This is a genomic window from Sorangium sp. So ce204 (assembly GCF_051526795.1).
In the GTDB taxonomy this organism is placed as follows: Bacteria; Myxococcota_A; Polyangia; order Polyangiales; family Polyangiaceae; genus Sorangium; species Sorangium cellulosum_B.
In genome coordinates this window covers 10,068,631-10,089,796 of record NZ_CP150317.1, presented here as the reverse complement: position 1 = coordinate 10,089,796, position 21,166 = coordinate 10,068,631, and the positions used below count along the sequence as shown (strand labels likewise).

The 21,166-nt window shown below is 70.5% G+C and carries 21 protein-coding genes; 4 read left to right on the top strand and 17 right to left on the bottom strand.

Annotated features, from left to right (window positions below):
- Positions 1–33: 33 nt before the first annotated feature.
- Positions 34–909 (top strand): helix-turn-helix domain-containing protein, encoded by an 876-nt coding sequence (locus WMF22_RS37885; RefSeq protein ID WP_438032915.1) that lies wholly within the window; start codon positions 34–36, stop codon positions 907–909.
- A 55-nt stretch (positions 910–964) separates the two neighbouring features.
- Here the strand turns inward: WMF22_RS37885 and WMF22_RS37880 are convergent, their stop codons facing one another.
- The 10 genes from WMF22_RS37880 to WMF22_RS37835 all read right to left on the bottom strand — a co-directional run bounded on the left by WMF22_RS37880 (position 965) and on the right by WMF22_RS37835 (position 12,183).
- The gene (locus tag WMF22_RS37880) at positions 965–2,095 is read right to left on the bottom strand and encodes a polysaccharide deacetylase family protein (RefSeq protein WP_438032914.1); all 1,131 of its coding nucleotides are present in this window, start codon (positions 2,093–2,095) and stop codon (positions 965–967) included.
- A 67-nt stretch (positions 2,096–2,162) separates the two neighbouring features.
- A complete protein-coding gene (locus tag WMF22_RS37875) occupies positions 2,163–3,488 on the bottom strand; it encodes a glycosyltransferase (protein ID WP_438032913.1) in 1,326 nt (441 codons plus the stop codon).
- A 744-nt stretch (positions 3,489–4,232) separates the two neighbouring features.
- On the bottom strand, positions 4,233–4,640 hold the full coding sequence (locus tag WMF22_RS37870; RefSeq protein WP_437294815.1) for a hypothetical protein: 408 nt from the start codon (positions 4,638–4,640) through the stop codon (positions 4,233–4,235).
- A 312-nt stretch (positions 4,641–4,952) separates the two neighbouring features.
- Positions 4,953–6,026: a cyclase family protein gene (locus tag WMF22_RS37865; RefSeq protein ID WP_437294814.1), complete on the bottom strand. Its 1,074-nt coding sequence runs from the start codon at positions 6,024–6,026 to the stop codon at positions 4,953–4,955.
- A gap of 201 nt (positions 6,027–6,227) precedes the next feature.
- Positions 6,228–7,511 carry a PAS domain-containing protein gene (locus WMF22_RS37860; RefSeq protein ID WP_438032912.1) on the bottom strand — a complete coding sequence of 428 codons (1,284 nt, stop codon included), beginning with the start codon at positions 7,509–7,511 and terminating at the stop codon, positions 6,228–6,230.
- 44 nt (positions 7,512–7,555) lie between these two features.
- Complete coding sequence (locus WMF22_RS37855) at positions 7,556–7,876, bottom strand: hypothetical protein (protein ID WP_438032911.1); 321 nt, start codon at positions 7,874–7,876, stop codon at positions 7,556–7,558.
- A 343-nt stretch (positions 7,877–8,219) separates the two neighbouring features.
- The gene (tnpC, locus tag WMF22_RS37850) at positions 8,220–9,884 is read right to left on the bottom strand and encodes an IS66 family transposase (RefSeq protein WP_438032196.1); all 1,665 of its coding nucleotides are present in this window, start codon (positions 9,882–9,884) and stop codon (positions 8,220–8,222) included.
- A complete protein-coding gene (gene tnpB, locus WMF22_RS37845; protein ID WP_437294488.1) occupies positions 9,881–10,303 on the bottom strand; it encodes an IS66 family insertion sequence element accessory protein TnpB in 423 nt (140 codons plus the stop codon). Before tnpB ends, tnpC begins: the two co-directional genes overlap by 4 nt.
- Positions 10,297–10,626 carry an IS66 family insertion sequence element accessory protein TnpA gene (gene tnpA / locus WMF22_RS37840; protein WP_437294489.1) on the bottom strand — a complete coding sequence of 110 codons (330 nt, stop codon included), beginning with the start codon at positions 10,624–10,626 and terminating at the stop codon, positions 10,297–10,299. Before tnpA ends, tnpB begins: the two co-directional genes overlap by 7 nt.
- 51 nt (positions 10,627–10,677) lie before the next feature.
- Positions 10,678–12,183, bottom strand: a complete 1,506-nt coding sequence (locus tag WMF22_RS37835) for a hypothetical protein (protein ID WP_438032910.1) — start codon at positions 12,181–12,183, stop codon at positions 10,678–10,680.
- Positions 12,184–12,781: 598 nt separating this feature from the next.
- Here WMF22_RS37835 and WMF22_RS37830 point away from each other — a divergent pair.
- Positions 12,782–13,081 carry a hypothetical protein gene (locus WMF22_RS37830; protein WP_438032909.1) on the top strand — a complete coding sequence of 100 codons (300 nt, stop codon included), beginning with the start codon at positions 12,782–12,784 and terminating at the stop codon, positions 13,079–13,081.
- Positions 13,082–13,114: 33 nt separating this feature from the next.
- Here WMF22_RS37830 and WMF22_RS37825 read toward each other — a convergent pair whose 3' ends face one another.
- Both WMF22_RS37825 and WMF22_RS37820 read right to left on the bottom strand, forming a co-directional pair.
- A complete protein-coding gene (locus tag WMF22_RS37825; RefSeq protein WP_438037317.1) occupies positions 13,115–13,441 on the bottom strand; it encodes an MYXO-CTERM sorting domain-containing protein in 327 nt (108 codons plus the stop codon).
- The gene (locus tag WMF22_RS37820; protein ID WP_438032908.1) at positions 13,344–13,724 is read right to left on the bottom strand and encodes a right-handed parallel beta-helix repeat-containing protein; all 381 of its coding nucleotides are present in this window, start codon (positions 13,722–13,724) and stop codon (positions 13,344–13,346) included. Before WMF22_RS37820 ends, WMF22_RS37825 begins: the two co-directional genes overlap by 98 nt.
- A gap of 154 nt (positions 13,725–13,878) precedes the next feature.
- On the opposite strand from WMF22_RS37820, the gene WMF22_RS37815 reads away from it, so the two are divergent.
- Positions 13,879–14,268: a hypothetical protein gene (locus WMF22_RS37815; protein ID WP_437294808.1), complete on the top strand. Its 390-nt coding sequence runs from the start codon at positions 13,879–13,881 to the stop codon at positions 14,266–14,268.
- A 333-nt stretch (positions 14,269–14,601) separates the two neighbouring features.
- A complete protein-coding gene (locus WMF22_RS37810) occupies positions 14,602–15,201 on the top strand; it encodes an HdeD family acid-resistance protein (RefSeq protein WP_437294807.1) in 600 nt (199 codons plus the stop codon).
- A gap of 39 nt (positions 15,202–15,240) precedes the next feature.
- On the opposite strand, the gene WMF22_RS37805 is transcribed toward WMF22_RS37810, so the two are convergent.
- From WMF22_RS37805 to WMF22_RS37785, 5 genes are all read right to left on the bottom strand, one after another.
- Positions 15,241–16,056 carry an HAD hydrolase family protein gene (locus WMF22_RS37805; protein ID WP_438032907.1) on the bottom strand — a complete coding sequence of 272 codons (816 nt, stop codon included), beginning with the start codon at positions 16,054–16,056 and terminating at the stop codon, positions 15,241–15,243.
- On the bottom strand, positions 16,053–17,447 hold the full coding sequence (gene zwf / locus WMF22_RS37800) for a glucose-6-phosphate dehydrogenase (protein WP_438032906.1): 1,395 nt from the start codon (positions 17,445–17,447) through the stop codon (positions 16,053–16,055). Before zwf ends, WMF22_RS37805 begins: the two co-directional genes overlap by 4 nt.
- A 174-nt stretch (positions 17,448–17,621) precedes the next feature.
- Complete coding sequence (locus WMF22_RS37795) at positions 17,622–18,014, bottom strand: hypothetical protein (RefSeq protein WP_438032905.1); 393 nt, start codon at positions 18,012–18,014, stop codon at positions 17,622–17,624.
- Between the two features lie 26 nt (positions 18,015–18,040).
- Complete coding sequence (locus tag WMF22_RS37790; protein WP_438032904.1) at positions 18,041–19,192, bottom strand: zinc-dependent alcohol dehydrogenase; 1,152 nt, start codon at positions 19,190–19,192, stop codon at positions 18,041–18,043.
- A 229-nt stretch (positions 19,193–19,421) separates the two neighbouring features.
- Positions 19,422–20,993: a sigma-54 interaction domain-containing protein gene (locus WMF22_RS37785; protein ID WP_438032903.1), complete on the bottom strand. Its 1,572-nt coding sequence runs from the start codon at positions 20,991–20,993 to the stop codon at positions 19,422–19,424.
- Positions 20,994–21,166: the final 173 nt, after the last annotated feature.

Below are 21,166 nucleotides of genomic sequence, written 5' to 3'. Positions count from 1 at the left end.
CGACGCTGACGATGCTCCGGGACGACCCCAGGCATGACCGCGGAGTTCTCAGCAAAGTACGGCGCGGCGCTCACCGGATCGGACTGGGTGGGGGTGCCCCTCCGGATCGGGTATGTGCCCGAGAGCGGCCGGCTCGAGGGGCTCGAGGCGGCGAGCGACGCGGTCCTGGTGTGGACGGGAGGCCCCTCGCAGGTCGACATTCGCTTCGCGGAGCCGACCTCGGGTGAGGTCCGGGAGCATTCCTTCGAGCGGCTCTCGGGGATGATGGACCTCTTGCCGCGGAGGACCAGGCTGTACAGCGTCGAGTGGCGGGGGCGGCCCTCCGTGTGCACGTCGGTGAACTTCCCCGAAGCATCCATGCTGGCTCTCTGTGCGTCTCCGTCCGCCGTGCTGGTGCCGGAGCGGGAGCCGCGGTTCGGTCTTGTCGACGCCCATGTCGTCGACCTGGTCCGTCGCCTGCAGGCGCAGGCCGAGGGGCAGGAGTACTTCGGGGCCGTCTACGTGCAGTCGCTCTGCCTGGCGCTGGCCTCCTACCTGTCGGCGCGGTACGGAGCGGGATCAGGGGCGGAGATCTCGCTGCGCAACGCGAGCCTCTCGAGGAGCCAGCGAACTCAGATCGAAAAATTCGTGGACAGCGAGCTCTCCTCGAACTTCGGGCTCGTCGACCTGGCGGGGCTGGTGGGCTACTCGCCGGACCATTTCTCGCGCCTGTTCAAGAGCGCCTTTCACCAGACTCCCCACCAGTACGTCATCTCGCGCCGCATCGAGAAGGCGATGACCATGCTCCAGGACGAGCGGCTGTCCATCGCGGAGATCGCGCTGGAGTGTGGCTTCTCCAATCAGGGGCACCTCACGACGGCGTTCAAGCGCCGCACGGGGACGACGCCGGGCGCCTACCGAAAGAAGTGAGCGCCCGGCCGCGCCGTCCGCGGCCTGCATGAGCGGCCGCGCGCGGGTCCCGCGATCACTGGATCAGCGGGGCCGGCGGGCCCTCGGCTTCATCCTGGGATCCATCGAGCATCATGCCCGGATCGACCGGCGCCACCGCGCTTCGCAGGGCGAGCTGCCGCTGCAGCAGCTGCTTGGTCCGCAGGACGCCGGACACCGAGCGGATGAGGCTCCGGTGATCCGCGCCGAAGTCGATCCGCGGCACCGAGAACGGCGCGTCCGCGGAGCTACGGAATCCGCTGGCCGTCGCATGGTCGCCAGGCCAGTTGGTCACGGCGCCCAGGAAGCCGAGCCGGCGAAGCGTCGCGCACTCGCGCGGACCGAAGTCCGTCCCCACGTGCCCGTTCGGATAACCGAAGATGGGGACCGGGCGCCTGGCCTCGGCGCGCAGGCGCGCCCAGGACACGTGGATCTCGTGCCTCGATTGCGCGTCGCTCGTCCTGGAGAGCACCGGATGGGTGACCGTGTGCGGTCCGAACGTGATGCCGCGCGCCTCGCACGCGCGGACGTCATCCCACGACATGGGCGCGTACCGCGCGGGAGGGCGCACCGGGAGATCGACCTCGGCCGCGGCGGCGAGCCGCTGGATGGCGCGGAGCTTCTCGGTCTCGGGCACGCGCTTGCAGCGCTCCATGAAGCGCCGCGCGAGCTGCGCCCGCGGGACGCCGTCGTCCAGGCGGATGACGTGGCGGAGGCCGCCCACCATCACGCTGAGCTCGCGGCGCCGCGTCGCCTCGAACACGTGCTCCACGCGGTGCCACCAGCACCACAGATGGCCGTCCAGATAGCCGCTCACCACGAAGATGGTGGCCGGGCAATCGAACTCCGCGAAGATCGGCGCGGCGACCGTCGCCTGGTCGATCGTGCCGTCATCCATCGTGAAGGCGACGGCCCGGTCGATGGGCGGCTCCTCGCCCGCGAGGCCTCGGAACACCCGCTCGAGCGACACGAGCGGATACCGCTCTCTCCTCAGGAACTGCAGCGCGCGCCGGAGGGCGCGCGGATCCAGGCCCTCGATCCCGCGATCCGGGTCGGAGAACCGATGCATCACGATGATGGTCGAGTGGCCGTGCATCATCGGCGTGAATGGCCGCGTTGCCCACGGCGTGGCCAGGAGATCGGAGAGCCATCGCATTGCGTTCGACATGAGTCGTCCCCCCTCGAGAGCGTTTGAAAGCAGCAGCGTTCGGCGACGGCGGCGCTCCGCCGCCCGATCAGGTCGGGAGCGGCGCCGGCGAGCGCGACGGCGGGTGATCGCCGAGAGCTCGCCCGCCGTGGCGGTGTGGGGCGGCCGCGGTTGCGCGCGGCGTCTGGTCCGCGCCCCAGATCCGGGCGAGCAGGGTGCTCGGGCGGACAGCGGCGACACGCCGCGAATGCCGCAGGAGCAGCAGCGCGTACAGCTCCATGTAGCGCTCGGCCATCCGGATGGCGGAGTAGCGCCGGAGCGCGAGCATCCGGCCGCTCCGGCCCATGTGCGCGGCGCGGGCCGCGTTGGCGTGGAGCTCCGAGAGCCTCGCGGCGAGCGGCGTTACCTCGTCGGACGGCACGAGGAAGCCCGTCTCCCCGTGGACGAGCACGGTGGACACGCCGCCCACGTCGGTCGCAACGACCGGAAGCCCCGCGGCCATCGCCTCGAGGAGCGCGAGCGGCAGGCCCTCGGAGAGGGACGGCAGCGCGAACACGTCGAGCGCGGCGAGGAGCGCCGGCACGTCGTGGCGCTCCCCTGTGAACAGCACGCGCTCGGACACCCCGAGCTCTCGCGCGAGGGCGTCGAGCCGCCCGCGCTCGGCGCCCTCGCCGACGAGGAGCACCCGCCCGTTCCGGGGCAGCGACGCCGCGGCGGCGCGCACGAGCAGCGCGTGGTTCTTCACGGGAGAGAGGCGCCCCACGCTCCCGACGACCCAGGCGTCCCGTGGAATCGCGAGCTCGGCCCGCACCCGCGCCCTCGCCGCCGGATCCGGCGCGAACCGCGACAGATCGATGCCGTTCACGACGACATGCAGCTTCGGCGGGTCGACCTCGCGCCGGCCGAGGACGACCGCGGCGGTCGGCTGCGACACCGCGACATGAGCATCGACGAACGCGGACGCGGCGCGGCGCAGCCAGCTCCGTCCTTGCATGTCCTGGGACACGCCGTGCTTCGTGTGGATGACGGGGACCCGGTGCAGCCATCCGGCGGGCGCCGCGTAGACGAGCGAAAGGTGGTTGTGCGCGTGGACGAGCGTGACGCCCTTCGCCGCGAACAGCGCGGCGAGGCGGGCGGTGAGCGCCGCGTCGAACCCCGGGCATTTCGGCGCGAGGTGCACCTCGACCCCGCGCCGCCGGAGCTGCTCGGCGCGCGGGCCGTCGGGATCCTCGGCGATCGCGACCGCCAGCACGTCATGACCCGCGGCGCGCTGGGACGCGGCGAGATCGACGACCACCTGCTCGGCGCCGCCGGTCTGGAAGCTGCTCACCACGTGCGCGATGGCGAGCCGCCGGGAGGTCCGTCGATCCTTGAGACCACGAGCCTCGATACCGCAATCGGTCTGTACGACCATACCCCTCTCCCCCCATCGAGCAGACTGTCGATCTCTCGACTCGACCGCTCATCGAGCGCCAGGCATGCCTCGCTGTCCTCCCGCCGCGCCGTGGCTCTCCGGTACGGAACACACCGTCCAGGCCATCGCAAGAGCGAAACCGGGACGGATGGGGCCTCGACCTGGCAGATCGACACGAGCGCTGCAACACGCCGCATGATTGCATTGCGGACGGCAGGGGCGCGACTCGAATACACTATACGTCGAATTCGCGAGCTGACAAGCACATCGCACAACAAACGAGAAGACCGGAGTAGGGGGCTGCAAAGCTCAATAAGGACATGGACAGCGGCCCAGGAGTGGTGATCCGTCCCAGTCTTCGACTGGCCACGTCCCCCGCGGGCTCTCGCCGGCCCAGGTGCTCGCCGAGAGCCCGCGTGGGCGGCGCGGTCGCTGGCCCATAAATTCTTTTATTTTCGCCAGGTTACAAAATCGTCGCCGGCCGGTCACGAAAGGTGAGCCGCGCCTGGCTCGCCCGAGCACTGTAGAGGGCGCGCCGCGGCCCGGGCCGGGGGGCGACCTGGGATGGAGCGTGGTTGGCAGCCGTTCGCCCTGCGGCGGCGCCGGGGGTGACTTCGGATCATCGTCTCCTCACGGAGCATGGGAGACCGCGATGGATATTGCCGTACGGAGGACACCTCGATGCAGACCGCGGACGGCGCAGCAGCGCGCGTCTGGGGGGGGCTGCGCCGATCGCGGCCCGCGTCAACGGACGCGCGCCGGTGCTTCTCGGAGGTAGTCGAGCAGCCGCGCCTCGTCGCTGCCGATCATCCGATCGATGCCGTCCTCGCGGAAGTGGCGCTGGATCTGCAGCGCCCCCGCGGTCGTCCGCACGAGGATGGCGACGCGCCGGAAGCGGCCCATCACGGGCGGCCGGATCCGCTGCATCGCCGCCTCGAACTGCGGCTCGTTCCGCCCCACCGCGGCGCGCAGATCGATGAGCAGACACAGCCGATGGCGGTCGACCCGGTCGAGCGCGCGGCTCACCTCCATCCACAGCTCCTCGAACTGCGCGACAGACTCGGACGGCAGCGCGCTCCGCGTCACCCGGGCTATCTGCGAAGCCGGGTCGATCGTCACCGTGTGGTGCGGGTTGCGGAGGAGCTCGAGCATGGCCAACGACCATTCTATCAGACCCAGAGCAGCGGAGCGAGCGAGCGTGCCGAGCACCCCGGGCGGAGCTGCCGAGTCCGCCGGCGTGGCCTGGTTGTTCCTTCGGCGCCGCCGGAGGCGCCGCCGGAAGAGACGCCTCGGACACGTACTGGAAACCTGCTCGGCGAGCCCCACCGCGTGAATCGCGCTGACGCGCAGTGGCAAACCCTGGACAGGAGCGGCGAGGGATGCGCTCGGCCGGCGGAATGGTCCAGGGGCCCCAACGCTTCGCCGGGTGACGCGGGCGCGCGCGGCGCCGGCGCGCCGATCCGCTCACCGGATCGCGAGCGGGATGCCCGGTGATCCGGACGCGCCCCGGAGGGGCAGCGGGCTGTAAACGTAGAAGAACTCGTAGGGGCTCTTGTGGCCGTGGGGCCGCTCCTGGAGCTCCGCGGCCAGATCCGCGGCCAGCTCCGAGAGCACCATCACCTCGTGCATGAAGATTCCGCTCTTCACCAGCAGGTGATGGTGCACCGGGAAGACCACCCCCGGCGCCACCGGAGGCTTCGGCGGGGTGACCTCGATGCCGAAATTGTCCGACCCGACGCAGGCGATCCCCTTCGACGCGAGCCACTTCGCGACCTCGATCCCGATCCCCGGCTGGGCCAGCCCCACGCCTGGCTGCGTGTAATAGCCCTCGGTGCCGAGCTCCCAGTTCTCCTCCCAGCCCGTGAAGATCAGCACGACGTCGCCGACGCCGATGTCGCGCTCGTCCATCTTCTGCGCGCGCAGCGTCTTCTTCACCATGGCCAGCGTGATCTCCTGGCCGAACGCGAGCGTCTGCCCGCCGTTCGCGTAGCGCTTGACGTCGAGGAGCACGCCGCGCGTGACGAGCGGCTTCACGTGCTCGACGCCGAGGTGCGCGAGCCCGTCCTCCGTGAGGATCTCGGCGCCGGTGAACTGGTTGTAGAAGAGCGCGTCGGCGGGGTCCGTGCTCCCGGGCGGGATGTAGCCGAAATGGCCCAGCGCGTCGAACTCCGTCCCCATCTGGCCGAACTCCCCGTGCATCACCTCGGAGTTCGTGACCTGCTGCTGGATGACCGAGATCGGCCCCGCCTCGACGGAGAGCCCCTGGTTGCCCGGGAACGTCGGCATCCCCGGCTCGTAGACGTGACCCAGACGATAGACCTTGCCCTCCTTGATCAGGCGCTTGCCCTCGAGGACCTTGTCCGGCGTCTGCGTGTTGGAGGCGCCCGCCTCGTCGTCAGGGCCCCAGGGCGAGGGACCGGGCATCGGATCGTAACTCTGCAGCATCGGCACGCCGCGGGCCAGCGCTGCCCCCGCGACCAGGCTGACGGCCATGGTCACCACGATCGCGCCACGCAACGGCATCACTCCAGGCTTCATAGGCAACCTCCTGGGTCACATCGCACGTTGTACCGACAGCGCTTCGCGCTCTGTTATGGGCGCGGGCGCATGTCATCACTAGAATACACCGTCAGGGGCGCGAGAAACCTGCTCTTCCGAGGTCCTCCCGGATTCCGCCGATGCCGTGAAGGCCCTGTGCGTATCCGCGTACACCCGGTCGCTCGGTGGGAGCGCGCTCGGTCACCAGCGGAGCCGGCGCCCCAGCGCGTAGGCGATGCCGCTCTCCAGGGTCCCTTTGGTCACGATGCCGCTCAGATCGGCGCCCATCGTCGTGAGCGTCTGCGCGATCTGCGGCTTGATCCCGGTGAGCACGACCCGGGTGCCGAGCAATCTCGCGGCCCGGGCCGCGTCGACGAAGGATTGCGCCACCCGCTCGTCGACGACCTTCACCCCGGTGATGTCGAGGATGGCGATCTTGGCCTGCCGGTCGGCGATCCCTTCGAGCAACGTCGTCAGGATCTGCTCGGCGCGCACGGGGTCGACGCTCCCGACGATCGGCATCGCGACGACGCCGGGCGCCAGCGGCAGGAGCGGCGTGATGAGCTCCTGGATCGTCGCCTGCTGCATCTCGATGAGCCGCCGCTGCATCTCCGCGCGCTCGGCCTCGGCCTGCTTGGCTCGGCTGATGTCGACCGAGATCGTCCCGACCGCGTAGATCTTCCCCTCGGCGTCGCGGATGGGGAACTTGGTCGACAGGTAGGTGCGCGGACCGTTCGGGTAGACGAGCACCTGCTCGGATGCGCCCGGACGCCCGGCGGCCGCCACCTCTTCATTGGCCTTTCGTATCGAGGCGGCCGCCGGCGCCGGGAGAAGGTCGTAGACGACCCGCCCCAGCAATTCCTCGCGGCTCATCTTGTAAAACGACTCGATTTCGCGGTTCACGAGGAGGAGCCGGCCCGCGGCGTCCACGGCGACCACCATGGACGGCGTGTATTCGAGGAACGCATGGAGCAGGCTCTCACTCCGCTCGAGCATCCGCTCCGTATGCTTGCGCGCGGTGATGTCGTGCGCCGACCCGAGCATCCGCCGCCCCGGTGCCTCCGGATCGCGGCCGAGCGCGACGCCTCGCTCGAGGAACCATCGCCAGCCGCCGTCGCGACCGCGCACGCGGTACTCCACCGTGGCCTGCTCCCCGCTCTCCGAGGCGGCCATGCGAGCCCGGTACTCCTCGATGCGACCGATATCGTCCGGATGGACTACCGGGGACAGGCCGTCGCCGTCGGGCGAGCCTGCCGCGGCTCCGCCGCCCTCTCCCAGGAGATCGGCGAGCTCCCGGTTCCGGTAGACGTACCGCCCCTCATCGAGATCGAGCACGTAAACGAGGCTGGGCAGCGCGTCGAGCAAGCGCTCCGGGGAGCCGCGGCCGGTCGCCTCCAGCTCGGCGACGCGGGAGCGCAGGCGCTGCACTTCCTTCTGCAACGCGTCCAGCTCCGCCTCGAGCGTCACGGTCTTCTGCGCGTCCATCGACCTTCCAGGGCGAGGTTATCTCAGTCTGGGGCTGAGGTGGATCACAATTTTCCTGGGTATCCTGGCTCCAGCACGATCGCGCGCGACGCCTCGTCGAGCGCGATGTCGGCGCGGGGGATCTCGCCCGTCAGGCGGTCGAGCCAGCGGGTGATCAGGTGCACCTCCTTGTCGGAGAGCTCCTTCCCGAGCTGGTGTCTCGCCATCATCCTCACGGCCTCCTCCAGCGAGGAGACCGATCCGTCATGGAAATAGGGGCCTGTCTGGGCGACGTTGCGCAGGCCGGGCACCCGGAAGACCATCCAGTCGACGTCCCGCCGCGTGATCTCGTAGCGGCCCCTGTCCTTCGTGTCGGGCCACGGCAAGGGCCAGCGGCGGGCGAGCTGCGGTGTCAGGTCGGGAGGGCCGTATCCCGGGCCGCCAGCCGCCGGCGGCGCGCGTCGCGGAGGCGCCTTGCCGGCAAGACGGCCAGCGCGAGCGCGAAGGCCATGAGCGTGGAAGCGCTGCGCGTCGGCTGACCTGGACCGCCGATACGGCGTAACCACCCGGCCATCGCCATGGGCACGGCCCCTTGCGGCTCTCACCGGGGTCGACGATGCTGGGCGCGGGGCGGCGTCGGTCCACGACTCGGCGCGGGCACAGGCGGTTCTGCACGGGGGGCCCGCCGAGGTGGCCTCCGCCTGCGTCGCCGGCCGAAGTTCGCGTTGTTCAGGTCGCGCCGGCGTCGCCGGCGCTCGGAGCAGCGCGCGACGATCTCGCCCATGCGTCGGGCAGCAACTCGTCCAGCCGGTCGCGCGGCCAGCCCGCCTGCAGCTTGCCGATGACGTCTGTCGCCCAGGCGAGCGGGTTGACTCCGTGCATTCGACACGAGCCGAAGATCGTGTAGCCGATGGCCAGGCGCTGAGCGCCCTTATCGGAGCCCGCGAACAAGTAGTTCTTTCTTCCGAGGGCTACACGTCTTAGCTGCCGCTCGACCTCGCCGTTGTCTATCTCAAAGCGTCCATCCGTGAAGCAGCGCCGCCACGCTGCCTCCTGGTTGATGGCATACTGGGTAGCCATGTAGAGCGGTGTGCCTGGCACGAGCCGCAGGTGCAGCTCGTGAATCCACTGATACAGCTCGTCCACAACGAGGAGCGACCGCTCCTGCCGGTGCGCCAGGCGCGCCTCCGTGGACAGCGCCTCATCTTTGCAGGTCGCCTCGATTCGGTAGATGGCCTTGAAGTACGAGAGCGCTACCGCCGCTCGCGCGTCGCCGCCCTTGGCCGCCTTCTCGAACTTGGCGCGGATGTGCATCCCGCAGCCGAGCCGACGCTCCTCGGGCACGATCATCTCGCCGTCGTCGCCTCCGCGGAGCATCGCGCCATAGCCCGCGTATCCATCGCCCTGCAAGTAGCCGGTGAAGCCCTGCAGCAGCGCGGCTGGATGCTTCGCCTTCCAGTCCGGTGCGTACAGGAACGCGACGAGATCCGCGCCGACAAAGGCCCAGATATGGCCTCGCTTCACCCCCGACGGATGATCTCGATCCAGCACCCGCATCCCCGTGTCGTCGGCGCGCAGATAGAACGAGTCCAGCACCCGCTCCCCGAGCCTCTCGGCCACGGGAGCGAGCACATCGAGCGCGAACGCGGACCAGTCTCCCAGCGTCGACGGCGACAGCGACACGCCGAAGCGCGCGTACTGCTGCGTCTGCCGGTACAGCGGCATCGAGTCCTCGAACTTCTCGACAAGGATGCTGGCGAGCAGCCCCGGTCCTGGGCGCCCTCGGTCCATCACCTTCTCGCTGTCCGCCGTCGTTACGCCCTGCTCGGGGCAACGCGGGCAGGCGAGCTTCTCCCGCTTCTCCTCGATGATCTTGAACTGCGCCGGCACGAACTCGAGCACTTCGCTCGTGCGATGGCCAATGCACTTCTTGTCCGCGCCGCACTGTGGGCACGTCCGCTCCGCCTCGGGGACGGGCACCATGCGCGTCTCACGCGGCAGGTGCTCGGGAAGTGGCGCGCGCCCGCCCCGTCCTCGCGGCGGCTTCGGCGGCTCAGGGGGTTGCGGCACCAGCCCCTGCTCCGGCTGCGGCGGAGCGTCCGCGCCGGGCTCCGAGCCCGCCGCCCCCGGCGGCGCTTCCGCCCCGAGCTCGGCGAACATCAGCATCAGCTGCTCGGTCGAGACCTGCTGGCTCTTGCGGCCGTACAGCTCGCGCAGCGCGCTCGCGAGCCTCGCCGAGAGCGCGGTGTTCTTGTCGCGTAGCTGGACCAGCAGCCCGAGCACCAGGTCGATGAGCTCCGGAAGCTGCCCGGCGGCCGCCAGCTGCTCGAGCTTGCGCCGCACATCCGCCAGATCGGCGGGCAGTTGTGCCTGGGACTGAAGAGGACTGGTCACGTGGCGCGGGGGATAGCTATCCCCCGCGCATCCATCAAGCTTTGCTTCGACGGAGCAATTTTTCTCACGCTGGGCCTCCAGCGCTTGCGCCGCACGGCCTCGGACAGGTCGAACCCTTCGAGCATCAGCGACAGCTCGGCCGCATCGACCTCAACGTGGGTGGTCCCCTTGGGCAGGTCGCGGGCGAGATGGAATCGCCCGCGGGCCAATTTCTTCGCCACGATCATGTAGCCAGTGCGGTCCCAGAACAAGACGCGCATCTGGTCACCTCGCCGATTCCTGAACACGAACAGATGCCCACAGATCGGATCGGCTCCGAAGCGCTGAGAGACCAAGGCCGACAGCCCATCAAAGCTCTTGCGCAGGTCCGTGGGCTCGGCTGCGATGTACACGCGCACCGACGGCGGCAGCGTCAGCACGGCGTCTCCTCGGCCGCGAGCGCCAGGACCCGCTCGAGCGTGGCCGGGTCGAAGCCCGGCCGGACCCGCACCACCCGCCCGTTGGGCAGCGCAATCTCGATCGGCTCCGGCGCGACGACCGATGCGTCCGTCACCACGTGGACCGGCAGAAAGCGCGGCGCTTCGGTCAACGACGACGGCGAGGGCTGGTCAGCTCGCAGCTTCCAGCGCCACCAGTACAGCTGCTTCGGCTTGTACCCTTCGCGCCGCGCGAACTTCTCGGCGCTCAGCCCGCTGCGCTCCCATCGCTCCACCCGCTCGGCCCACTCCACCCTCGTCGCCATCGCTTCCTCCTTCGTCGCGATGGGAACTGGTAACCGGCCCCGACGGGCTGATCACGATGGCGTTGGTCGGGCGGTTACGATACGGCAGCCGCCACCCCCGCTGGCGTCGGGCCCAGGATTGCCCGTACCAGCGGACGTCGTGCTACTGCCCGCGTTCCCGCCGCCGCCCGCAACACTGCTGCTCGCGCCGCCGCCGCCGGCATCACCGCCAGAGCCGCCGCCGCCCGCAACACTGCTGCTCGCGCCGCCGCCGCCGGCATCACCGCCAGAGCCGCCGCCGCCCGCGCCGCTGCTGCCCCCGGGCGCGCACTGGCCGGCCTCGCAGGAGCCGCTCAGGCAATCGGTGTCGGCCACGCACGCCGCGCCGTCCAGGGACGGCAGCGCGTACACATAGGCCGCGCCGCTTCGGTTCAGAGGGGCGCTGTGGTACGGCGCCCCGACGATCACGCTCCCGCCGGCGTATCCCGTGCTCCACCCGAAAAAGTCCAGCGTTTGCCCATCCGACGGCGCGAGCGTTCGCGCCTCCGTCCATGTCCCTTCTCCTCCGTGAAACACGGACACGATCCCCTTGTTGTCAGCCACGCCGACGAACCCGGCGACCACGGCGTTGCCCAGGAGCTGCACCCCTGTCGCCTCGCTCCCTCTCAAGGCGGGCACGAGCTTCGCCTGCTCGGTCCAGGCGCCGCCGCTCCGCGTGTAGATGTACACCGCGCTCTTGGCTCCGATCGCCGCGGTGTCCCCGGCGAGATCGACCGAGAAACCGAAGGACGCGCGGGCGCTCATGTCATGCGGCAGGAGCTTCGCCTGTTGCGTCCAGCTCTCCCCATCACGCACGAACACGTAGGCCGAGCCGGCGAACTCGCTGCCTTCGGGCGAATCCGCCGCCGCGCCCACGATCGCCGTGTCGCCCGACACAGCGACCGACCAGCCGAATCCCCGAGGGCTGTCCTGAGGCACGAGCTCCACCCGCGGCGACCACGCGCCGCCCGTCCTCGTGAAAGCAAATGCCTTGCCCAGCACGATGTCGATGTCCTCTCCCACCGTGCTCGCGACGACCGTGTCCCCACCGACGTCGACCGCCATCCTCGAGAAGCTCAACGCCGGATCCTCGGGGACGGTCAGCTTCGCTTGCTCCGACCAGGCGCCGTCGCTCCGGACAAACACATAGACGCGCTCTTCGTACGGCCGCGCCTCATAGTTGGCGCTGGCCATGACGGCGGCGGTATCGCCGTCGAGGGCCACCTGACGGCCGAACGCCATGCCGTTCTCGCCGTCGCTGGGCACGAGCGTGGCGTCGAGCGTCGCGGCCCCGCCGGTCACGGTGTAGACGTGCGCAGCGCCGCGGGTCAGGTTGTTCTCGTCGGGGGTTCCGATCAGCGCCGTGTCGCCGCTGCCCGCGACAGCGAACCCGAACACGCGCTGGAGGGCCGGCGCCTCCTCGGTCAGCTTCTGGTCCTCGGTGACGGTGAGCGCCGTGCGCGCGGCCGCGAGCGGTCCTTCGTCGGGGCCTGGTGCGGCGCACGCCGCAGCGCAGAACGCTGTTGGAATCATGAGCATGCGTTCGATTCGCCAAACCTTCATCGGGTGCACCTCGAAGCGCGGAGCGTAGCCGGAGCGCTGCCTCGTGGGAATCGGGGCGGAATCGCAGCGGTCCCGTGCCGGGCGCTGGCGCTGGCGCCTCCTGTGGTCAGCTGGAGGCGAAGACTCGCAGGGTGGGGGGCTCTGCTCCACGTCAGGTGGACGCCTCTCGCGACATGAGAGGCGACCTTCCGCGCCCGACTCCGCCGATGAACCGATGCCGGCAGAGGGGAGCGAGGAGCCCCATGCGGTGGACCTGACGCTTCTCTCCGGGCCGGCGCTGCGCTAGAACAGCGATCAGCTTGGAAACGCGAGAAATGAGACGCCAGGACGCCAGAAGACGCCCAAAGACGCCAGAAGACGCCAAAAAACAATAAATATTGGCGTCTTCTGGCGTCTCTTGGCGTCTTCTGGCGTCCCAACTTCTCGCTGTTTGCGTGCGGCTTCAACCCGTTTGTCACTCTAGTGAGGCAGTATGCAGAGCGTGTTGGAAGCGTTCACTGCGTGCGGGTGGGCGGCGTGGCTCGCCCTCCTGGCCGGGATATCCGGCCTCGCGATCGGCCTCGCGGGGGCGGCGATGCTGGCGACGAAGGCGCGGAGCATGGCATGGATCCCGGGGGCCATCGCCGTGCTGCTGGGGCTCAGCGCCGTCTCGGTGGGGCTGCTCGGCCGTTCCATTGCAATCGCCCGCGTGGAAGCGGCGCTTGGTTATCAAGGCGTCGAGATCGACGCCACGCAGCGCGAGCTGATCCGGCGCGTCGGCACGGAGGAGGCCAATCAGTGCGTGAACATCGGCGCCTCGCTGGGCGCCCTGCCGTTCGTGATCGGCGCGGCCGCGGTCGGGATCGGGCTCGCGCTGCGCAACAGGCCGGCTTGATGGATCCAGGCTACCGAGTACACGCGTGACAGCTCACGCAAGGTGAATACTGCCTGAATGGCCATGACGCCGACGACCGGCACTTGCTGGGACTCGGCACTTCCGGCGCGCTCTGAAGGCCCAGAGCATGAGGTTGAGGAGCGCGAAGCCCGCTCCATCCGGCCGGTGGCCGCCAGGCGTGCTGCACGCGCAGCCGGCCGAGTCGTCGGCGCTGCCCGTGCTCGGATCGGCGCCATCGCCGCCCGTGCCCGAGGTTCCACCGCTACCGGCGCTGGTTGCGCCGCCGCTCGTGCGAGTCGCAGTTGAGCACGAGGTTGTTGCTGCCGCGCTGGATGAAGATGCCGGCGCCCATGATGTGATGGACGTCGAGCGCCTCGAAGATGTTGTTGCTGCCCTGATTCCACACGCCCCAGGACTCGTGGTTCAGGTTGTTGTTCTGGCGAACGCCCTTGATCTCGAGCCCCTTGAGGTGAATGTAATTGCCGGAGACGAGGATGCCCTTGATACGGCAAGAATCCCGGATGCCGTCGAAATCGAAGACGGGCTTCTCGCCGGGCGCCGCCCAGTACTTGATGAGATTGCCGGCGCTCCCACCAGCCCGAGGTCGTCGAGGTCGAAGCCCGACGAGGCCGGGGGAAAGCACACCCAAACGTCTTGGAGACGTCAAGCCCAAACTGCAGGACCTCCGGGTTGACAGGTCCAGCGTCTCCGCGGTATCGGCTAGCGGTGCGCCGCCGGAGCACACGGGGAGTGGATCCATGCGACGATTCGCGATCTCTCGTTGGCTGATAGCGTGCTTGGCGAGCTGTACGTCGGCGCCGCCGTCCACGCCGGGGGACGGGGTCGTCGAGGGGCCTCCGCCGCCTGCGCCGTCGTGCCCGACCCAGAAGCTCGCGTTCACCCGGGAAACAGGGTGCGTGAACGATGGATCTCTGGAGTTTTGCCTGCCGTCGGACGACGCGGCGCTCCTCGCGCGCGTGCGGGGCATCGCGCCCGCGATCCGGGCCGGCTCGTCGAGGGGGCGCGCCAGGTGCGATGTGCCCGCAGAGACCCTGTACTTCTTCCCCACGGGAGACGCCGAGTGCACCGCGCGCCATGGCGCGCTCGAGGACGCGGCCTGGGACCAGGTCTGTCGTATCGCCGCGCTGCCCGAGGTGCGGGAGATCGTGCCGACGTGGTACGAGTGAGCGCTGGGATGCACTCCTGCGCTGGCTCGCCGGCTGAGCGGCCCGGCCGCGCGGATCGCTGGTAGAACCGCGCCGCGGAGAGGGCCGCCCGCCATCCCCCGGGCGTGAGGGGGGGAGCAACCCGATCACGGACGCGCGAGGCCGGCCGCTCTCGGGTCACTTGACACCGCTCGGGGGCGGCACCTTGTTCGCCGTGCCCCGCCCGGCTCATGCGCTCTCGGCGGAGCGCGTGGCGCTCGTCGCGGCGAGCGGGCACGCCGGTGAGGCGCTGGGCTTCCATTGGCGGTTGCGGTTACGGCGAAACTCCAGCTCCGGGAAGAGGAGGGTGCACACATGGCTGATCGCTGGGAGGACCCTGTTCATACGACGAGCTTCGGATTGCAGCTGGTCGAGCCTCATACCTTGCGGGAGAACCGCGGCTCGTTCATCGGGCTCGGCATCGCCCTCCTGGTGCTCGGCGCGCTCGCGATCCTCATGCCCGTGATCGCCTCGCTGGTCACGGCGGTCGCCATCGGGGCCGTGCTTGTGGCGAGCGGCCTCTTCCAGGGCCTCCACGCCATCCAGCACCGACAATGGGCCAACGCCGGCTGGTCGCTCGCGAGCGCCCTGCTCCAGATCGCCGCGGGTGTCCTGATCGTGGCCTTCCCGGTGACGGGCACGGTCACGCTGACCTTGATCCTCGCGGCCTTCTTCTTCGCGGAAGGCTTCCTCAAGATCGTCCGCGCGCTCCAGCATCGCGAGATGCCCGCCTGGGGCTGGCTCCTGTTCGACGGGCTGCTCGCGCTGGCGCTCGGGGTCCTGATCTGGTGGCGCTGGCCGAGCACCGCGGCGTGGGCGATCGGGCTGCTCGTCGGCGTCAACGTCCTCGTCAGCGGCACGTCGATGTTGCTGATCGGGACCAGCGCGCGACAGCGGCCGGTGGCCAGCATGTGACAGGCGCGCCGGGCCGGAGGCCGCGCCAACGCTCGTCCCTCACTGGCCGCCACCGCCCGTGGCGAGCAGCCAGGTCTCCACGGCGTGCGCGAAGCCCTCGTCGGCGTTCGACAGCGTGATGAAGTGGGCCTGCCGCTGCACGACGGCGCGCGCCTGCCCCATGGCGATGCTGAGCCCGCTCTCCCGGAACATGAGCACATGATCGGGCAGCTCGCCGATCGCGGCCATGGCCGCGCCGGAGAGGCCGAGGCGCGCCGAGAGGGTCCTCGCGACCTCTCCGGAGTTGGCCCGCGGGTGCATCACCTCGATGCAATGGGGCACGGCGCATGACGCCGAGAAGAACGCGCAGGCCCCCTGGAGGTCCGACTCGCAGCGCTCCAGCACCCCGGCGTCGTCGCTGACGCCGACGATCTTGACCGCGCTGTTCACGACGCCTTCCCAGCGCTCGACGACCCTAAGGACACACTGCGCGACCGCCTGCTCGCGCGCGACGTGCGGCGCGTCGGCGCGGCGCACAAGCCAGTCGTCGCCCTGGTAGACCCAGACCGCGGCGCCGTGCCGCTCCAGGGTCGCGATGACGACCGCGGCCGCGCCGTTGTCGAGCGGGTGCTGCTCGATCACGGAGAGATCCGGCCGCACCAGCAGGGCGCCGCCGAACGCGGCGACCGGCGTCGCGATCCCCAGCCGCCCGAGCAGGCCGCGCAGGCCGCGCGGCGAGCGCCTGCTCATCAGCGCGAGGTCGATCCCGGCGTCGCGGAGCCGACTCACCGCCTGCTCCGCCCTGCGGGTGAGCACGCCGTCGGGCGTGAGGAGCGCGCCGTCCACGTCGGCGAGCAGCACGCGAATCCCGGTCATGCGGCCTTCCTCGCCACCGGGGTGGCCAGGGCGGGCGTCCGCCACCCGCCGAGGTCGGCGGCGAGGCGGTCGGCTTCCGCCGGGCCCCAGCTGCCCGGCTCGTAGGGCGAGAGCGGCGTCGCGTGGTCGAGCACCGGATCGACAACGGCCCATTGCGCCTCCACTTCGGCCTGGCTCGCGAAAAGGGTCGGATCGCCGGCGAGCGCGTCGCCGAGGAGCCGCTCGTAGGGCCCCAGCGCCTCGGACAGGTCGTTCATCACGAGCAGCTCGGTCGGCTGTCCGGCCATCATCTCGCCGGGCGCCTTGATCCGCACGCCGACGGCGAGCTCCGGCGCCGGGGCGAGCCGGATGCGCACGTAGTCTGGATCCCCGCGCCCGACATCGTCGAACACGGCGTGCGGAGGCCGGCGCAGCAGGACGAGCACCTCGGTCGCCGTGACAGCGAGGCGCTTGCCGGCGCGGATGCAGAACGGCACACCCGCCCAGCGCCAGGTGTGGATGCGCAGCCGCGCGGCGCAGAACGTCTCGACCTGCGACCCTGGCGCGACGCCCGGCTCGCCGCGATACCCCTGGTATTGACCGCGGACGACGTGCGCCGGATCGAGCGGCGCGATGGCCCGCAGCAGCCGGACGCGCTCCGCACGCACGGCGTCCGCGTCCCCGGACGGGGGTGGATCCATGGCGAGGCACGCGACCACCTGCAAAAGGTGGTTTTGCAGGACGTCGCGGATGCACCCGGTGGCGTCGTAGAACCGGCCTCGGCCCTCGATGCCGAACCGCTCGGCCATGGTGATCTGGACGCTCTCGACATGGTGGGAGTTCCAGACCGGCTCGAGCAGCGCGTTCGCGAAGCGGAAGTAAACGATGTTCTGGACCGGCTCTTTGCCGAGGAAATGGTCGATCCGGAAGATCTCCTCTTCCGGAAAGACGCTCGCGAGCGTGCGGTAGAGCGCCCGAGCGGACTCCAGATCGTGGCCGAACGGCTTCTCGACGACGAGCCGCCCGTGCCGCACGCACCCGGAGCGGTCGAGCGCCTTGACGACCTCTTCGAACAGGTCGGGCGGCACGGCCATGTAGTGGAGCGGCCGCTGCGCGGTGCCGAGCCGCTCGCGGAGGCGGTGGAACGTCGCCGGATCGGCGTAATCCCCGCTCACGTACGAGAGCCGCCCGCACAGCTCGCGATACACGCCGGCCTCGAACACGCCCGCCCTCTCGAGGCTCTCGCGGACGCGGGCGTAGAGCTGATCGAGGCCCCACGGGCTCTTGGCCACGCCGACGAGCGGCACCTCCAGCTTGCGGCGGCGGATCAGCCCGGCCAGCGCCGGGAAGATCTTCTTGAAGGCCAGGTCGCCTGTCGCTCCGAAGAGCACGAGCGCGTCGGCGGCGTTCATGCCGCCTGCTCGGCGGCGCCGGACATCACGCGCCGCGTGCCCGAGCTCTCCTTGCCTTCCATCCATCCAGTGCGCATGCGCTCGGCTCCTCGCGTCTCGCCATGGCCCCGGGGGGCCATGGTCCCGATCCGGCATCGCGTGTGCCACGCTGGATCGGCGCGAGCACGCCTTTCGTCACGCGCGCTGTGACGCCGTGCGCCTGGCCCTGCCTGCCCTGACGGCCCGCCTCTTCAACAGGAGCGGGAGGCTCTCGATCACGTCGACCCGATCCGCGATGAACAGCGCGACCCAGTGGGAGAGCCGGTGATCCGGGACGTTGTAGGCGATGCGGCGCAGCGCGCCGCTCGCTCCTCTCGGCGGCAATGCCGTGCTGAACACCGGCGTCGGGCGGGCGCGCCCGGGGTGCCTGAGCAGCGGCCCCTCGATCGGCTGCTGCTCGGGCTCGAGCCAGTGCGCGCTCTCCAGGAGGCGCGGCGGCACCTCCCTCGGGACGCCGGGCCTGTCCTCGAGGCAAAGATCGACTCCCCAGTACGGCAGCTCCCTCGGCAGCACGATCTCGGCTTCCATGATCGCCCCCTCCTCGATGGCGGAGCTCACTTGGCCCCCCGCGGAATGAGCACGCATTTGAGGATCCCGTCGGTCCTCGCCGCGAACACCCGGTACATCTCCGCGGCCGCCTCGAGCGGGGCGCGGTGGGTGATGAGCGCCCTCGGGTCGATGTTCCCGCTGCGGATGTGCTCGAGCAGGCGGGGCATGTACCGCTTCACGTCGCACTGTCCGGCCTTGATCGTCAGGCCCTTGTTCATGGCCGCGCCCACGTCGAGGAGGTTCCACGGCGGCCCGTAGACGCCGACGATCGAGACCCTCCCGCCGCGGCGGACCGACTGGAGCGCCCAGTTGAGGGCGACGGGCGACCCGGCCTCGAGCTTGAGCGCCTTGCCCAGCACGTCGTGCAGCGCCGAGCCGTTCGCCTCGAGGCCGACCGCCTCGATGCAGACGTCCGGCCCGCGGCCGTCGGTCATGTCCCGGAGCGCGGACACGACATCCGGGGTCTCGCTGAAATCGAGCGTCTCTGCCTTGTTGTGCCGGCGCGCGAAATCGAGGCGGTAACCGACCGAATCGACGGCGATGACCCGGCGCGCGCCGAGGATCCATGCGCACCGCTGGGCCACGAGGCCGACGGGCCCGCAGCCGAAGACGGCCACGGTGTCCGCGGGGCCGATGTCCCCCATCTCCGCGGCCTGGTACCCCGTGGGGAGGATATCCGAGAGAAAGAGCGCGTCCTCGTCCGAGAGGTCGTCGGGGATCTTCATGGGGCCGACGTCGGCGAACGGGACGCGGACGCGCTCGGCCTGGCCGCCCTGGTAGCCGCCGGTCGTGTGTGAATAACCGAAGATCCCGCTGGCGAGCGTGGTGAGCGGGTTCGTGTTCTCGCACGCGGAGGTGCGCTCTCGCTGGCAGAAGAAGCACGTCCCGCAGGCGATGTTGAAGGGCACCACGACGCGGTCGCCGCGCTTCAGCGTTTGCACCGAGGCCCCGAGCTCCTCCACGACGCCGGTGAACTCGTGGCCGAAGATGGTCCCCACGCGCGTGTCAGGCACGTAGCCATGATAGAGGTGCAGATCCGAGCCGCAGATCGTGGCGCGACTCACGCGCAGGACCACGTCGTTCGGGTGTTGAACCCGAGGCTCCGGGTTTTCCTCGACGCGGACGTTCTTCGGCCCATGGTATGTGAGCGCCAGCATTCGCACGACCTCCCACGCTGCTCGACGGGGCAATGCAAGGGCTGAACCAGGCGCGCGCGCTCGTGGGTGCACCTGGCGTAGGCATCGGCTCTCCGGGCTTCGAGCGCCTTCGGGCGCCCGGCCTCGGGACATCGAGGACATCGCTGCTGGCGCCGGCGGCCCGGGCGCCGCTCGCGCCATCCGCGGTCGTTCGTCCTCTTCTTCTCTTTCTTCGGCAGCGGCGGCAGCTTCAGCCTCTTCGGATCGCCGAGCGCGCAGGCGCGTCCTTGCCGAGGTGATACGCCGCCATCTTGCGCTTCAGGGTGTTCCTGTCGATGGCGAGCGCGCGCGCCGCGCGCGAGAGGTTGCCCTCGTGCACCTCGAGCGCGCGCCCGATCGCGGCGCGCTCGGCCGACGCCACGACCTCCGCGAGCGGCGCGACCTCCTCGCCGCCTGCCTCCGGCGCCGTCGCTCGCGCGATCCCGCCTGCGCCGCCGCTCGCCGGCCGCGCCGCCGGCGACGCGATCTCCGGCGCGAGATCGCCCACGTCGACCGTGTGCTCGCAGAACACGCCCCACCGCTGCACCTCCGCGCGCAGCTCGCGCACGTTGCCCGGCCAGGTGTGCTGGTAAAGGCGCCTCAGCGCCTCGCGCGTCACCTCGAGCCCGCGCCCCTTGCGCCGCGACCGCACCTCGTCGAGGAACGCGCCGACGAGCACCTCGATGTCGCCACCCCGCGCGCGCAGCGGGGGAACCTCGATGATCGCGCCGCGGAGCCGGTAATACAGATCCTCGCGGAACGTCCCTTCCTCGACCATCGCCGCGAGATCGCGGTGGGTGGCCGCGAGGACGCGGACGTCCAGCTCGATCTTCGCCTCGCCGCCCACCCGCCGCAGCGTCCCGTCCTGGAGCACGCGCAGCAGGGACGCCTGCACCCGCGGGGACAGCTCGCCGATCTCGTCGAGGAACAGCGTCCCGCCGTGCGCCTGCTCGAAGACGCCGCGCCGCCGCCCCGCGGCCCCGGTGAAGGCCCCCGCCTCGTGGCCGAACAGCTCGCTCGCGAGCACGCCCTCGGCGAAGACGCTGCAGTTCTCCGCGATGAACGGCCCTCGCGCGCGCGGGCTGTGCTCGTGGATCGCCCTGGCCGCGAGCTCCTTTCCGGTCCCTGTCTCGCCGACGATCAGCACGGGCACGTCGGTCGCGGCGACCCGGGTGATGCGGGCGCGGAGGAAGCGCATCGGCTCACTCTCGCCGACGAGCACCGTGTCGCGCGCGCGCGCCTCGGCCCGCAGGCGCACGACCTCCTCCCGCAGCGCGCGGATCTCGGGGAAGCCCTCGATGTCGAGCCGGACCTCGCGTACCGGCCGCGGGTGCGGGTGCGGCACGAACGCCGCCGGGATCACCTGGAGCATGCGCGCCGGCAGGATCCCCGCCTGCACAAGGATGACCCAGAGCGTCTGCGCCTGCGGCGTGCCGGCCGAGAGAAGGACGTCCGTCGCCCACGCCGCCGGCGGGAAGGCGCGCTTGAGCTGCGCCGAGAGCTTGCCGAGCGCCCGGAAGAGCTTCGCGTGGTCCGACGGATCGTCGACGTCCACGACCCGGAGCTCGATCCGCGGCGCGCGCGCCCGCGCCCGCTCGACGAGCGCCCGCGACGGCGCCTCGCCCGCCGGGATGGTGAGGACCACGATCGCGTCGTAGCGGCTCTCTTCCTGGTCGAGCAGCCGCAGCACCGGCCCGCGATCGCCCTCGGGCCGGCGGCCCTGGTGCGCCGGCGCCGGCCCGAGCGTGCCCGCGTCCGACCACGTGAGGAGGAGGCGATTCACTGGTGCACCGTACACCAGGAGTGATGCACGATGTACCACTTTGTCTGGTGCGTGGCGCACCACGTTGAGGCGTTCTGCCGGCGTCGCCGCGGGCCGCGCGCTGGCACGGAAGCCGCAAGTCTCCTCCGCATTCCCATGGGCATTCCCGTTCCCCTCCGCGTTTGCGTCCGCCT

What these genes read in the sequence shown, in the direction of transcription:
- WMF22_RS37865 (WP_437294814.1), bottom strand. Translation starts at nt 6,026, where the DNA reads ATGAAGCCTGGAGTGATGCCGTTGCGTGGCGCGATCGTGGTGACCATG.
- WMF22_RS37880 (WP_438032914.1), bottom strand. Translation starts at nt 2,095, where the DNA reads ATGTCGAACGCAATGCGATGGCTCTCCGATCTCCTGGCCACGCCGTGG.
- WMF22_RS37870 (WP_437294815.1), bottom strand. Translation starts at nt 4,640, where the DNA reads ATGCTCGAGCTCCTCCGCAACCCGCACCACACGGTGACGATCGACCCG.
- WMF22_RS37830 (WP_438032909.1), top strand. Translation starts at nt 12,782, where the DNA reads ATGCTGGCGACGAAGGCGCGGAGCATGGCATGGATCCCGGGGGCCATC.
- WMF22_RS37810 (WP_437294807.1), top strand. Translation starts at nt 14,602, where the DNA reads ATGGCTGATCGCTGGGAGGACCCTGTTCATACGACGAGCTTCGGATTG.
- WMF22_RS37805 (WP_438032907.1), bottom strand. Translation starts at nt 16,056, where the DNA reads ATGACCGGGATTCGCGTGCTGCTCGCCGACGTGGACGGCGCGCTCCTC.
- WMF22_RS37875 (WP_438032913.1), bottom strand. Translation starts at nt 3,488, where the DNA reads ATGGTCGTACAGACCGATTGCGGTATCGAGGCTCGTGGTCTCAAGGAT.
- WMF22_RS37860 (WP_438032912.1), bottom strand. Translation starts at nt 7,511, where the DNA reads ATGGACGCGCAGAAGACCGTGACGCTCGAGGCGGAGCTGGACGCGTTG.
- WMF22_RS37835 (WP_438032910.1), bottom strand. Translation starts at nt 12,183, where the DNA reads ATGCTCATGATTCCAACAGCGTTCTGCGCTGCGGCGTGCGCCGCACCA.
- WMF22_RS37885 (WP_438032915.1), top strand. Translation starts at nt 34, where the DNA reads ATGACCGCGGAGTTCTCAGCAAAGTACGGCGCGGCGCTCACCGGATCG.
- tnpA (WP_437294489.1), bottom strand. Translation starts at nt 10,626, where the DNA reads ATGGCGACGAGGGTGGAGTGGGCCGAGCGGGTGGAGCGATGGGAGCGC.
- zwf (WP_438032906.1), bottom strand. Translation starts at nt 17,447, where the DNA reads ATGAACGCCGCCGACGCGCTCGTGCTCTTCGGAGCGACAGGCGACCTG.
- WMF22_RS37790 (WP_438032904.1), bottom strand. Translation starts at nt 19,192, where the DNA reads ATGCTGGCGCTCACATACCATGGGCCGAAGAACGTCCGCGTCGAGGAA.
- WMF22_RS37795 (WP_438032905.1), bottom strand. Translation starts at nt 18,014, where the DNA reads ATGGAAGCCGAGATCGTGCTGCCGAGGGAGCTGCCGTACTGGGGAGTC.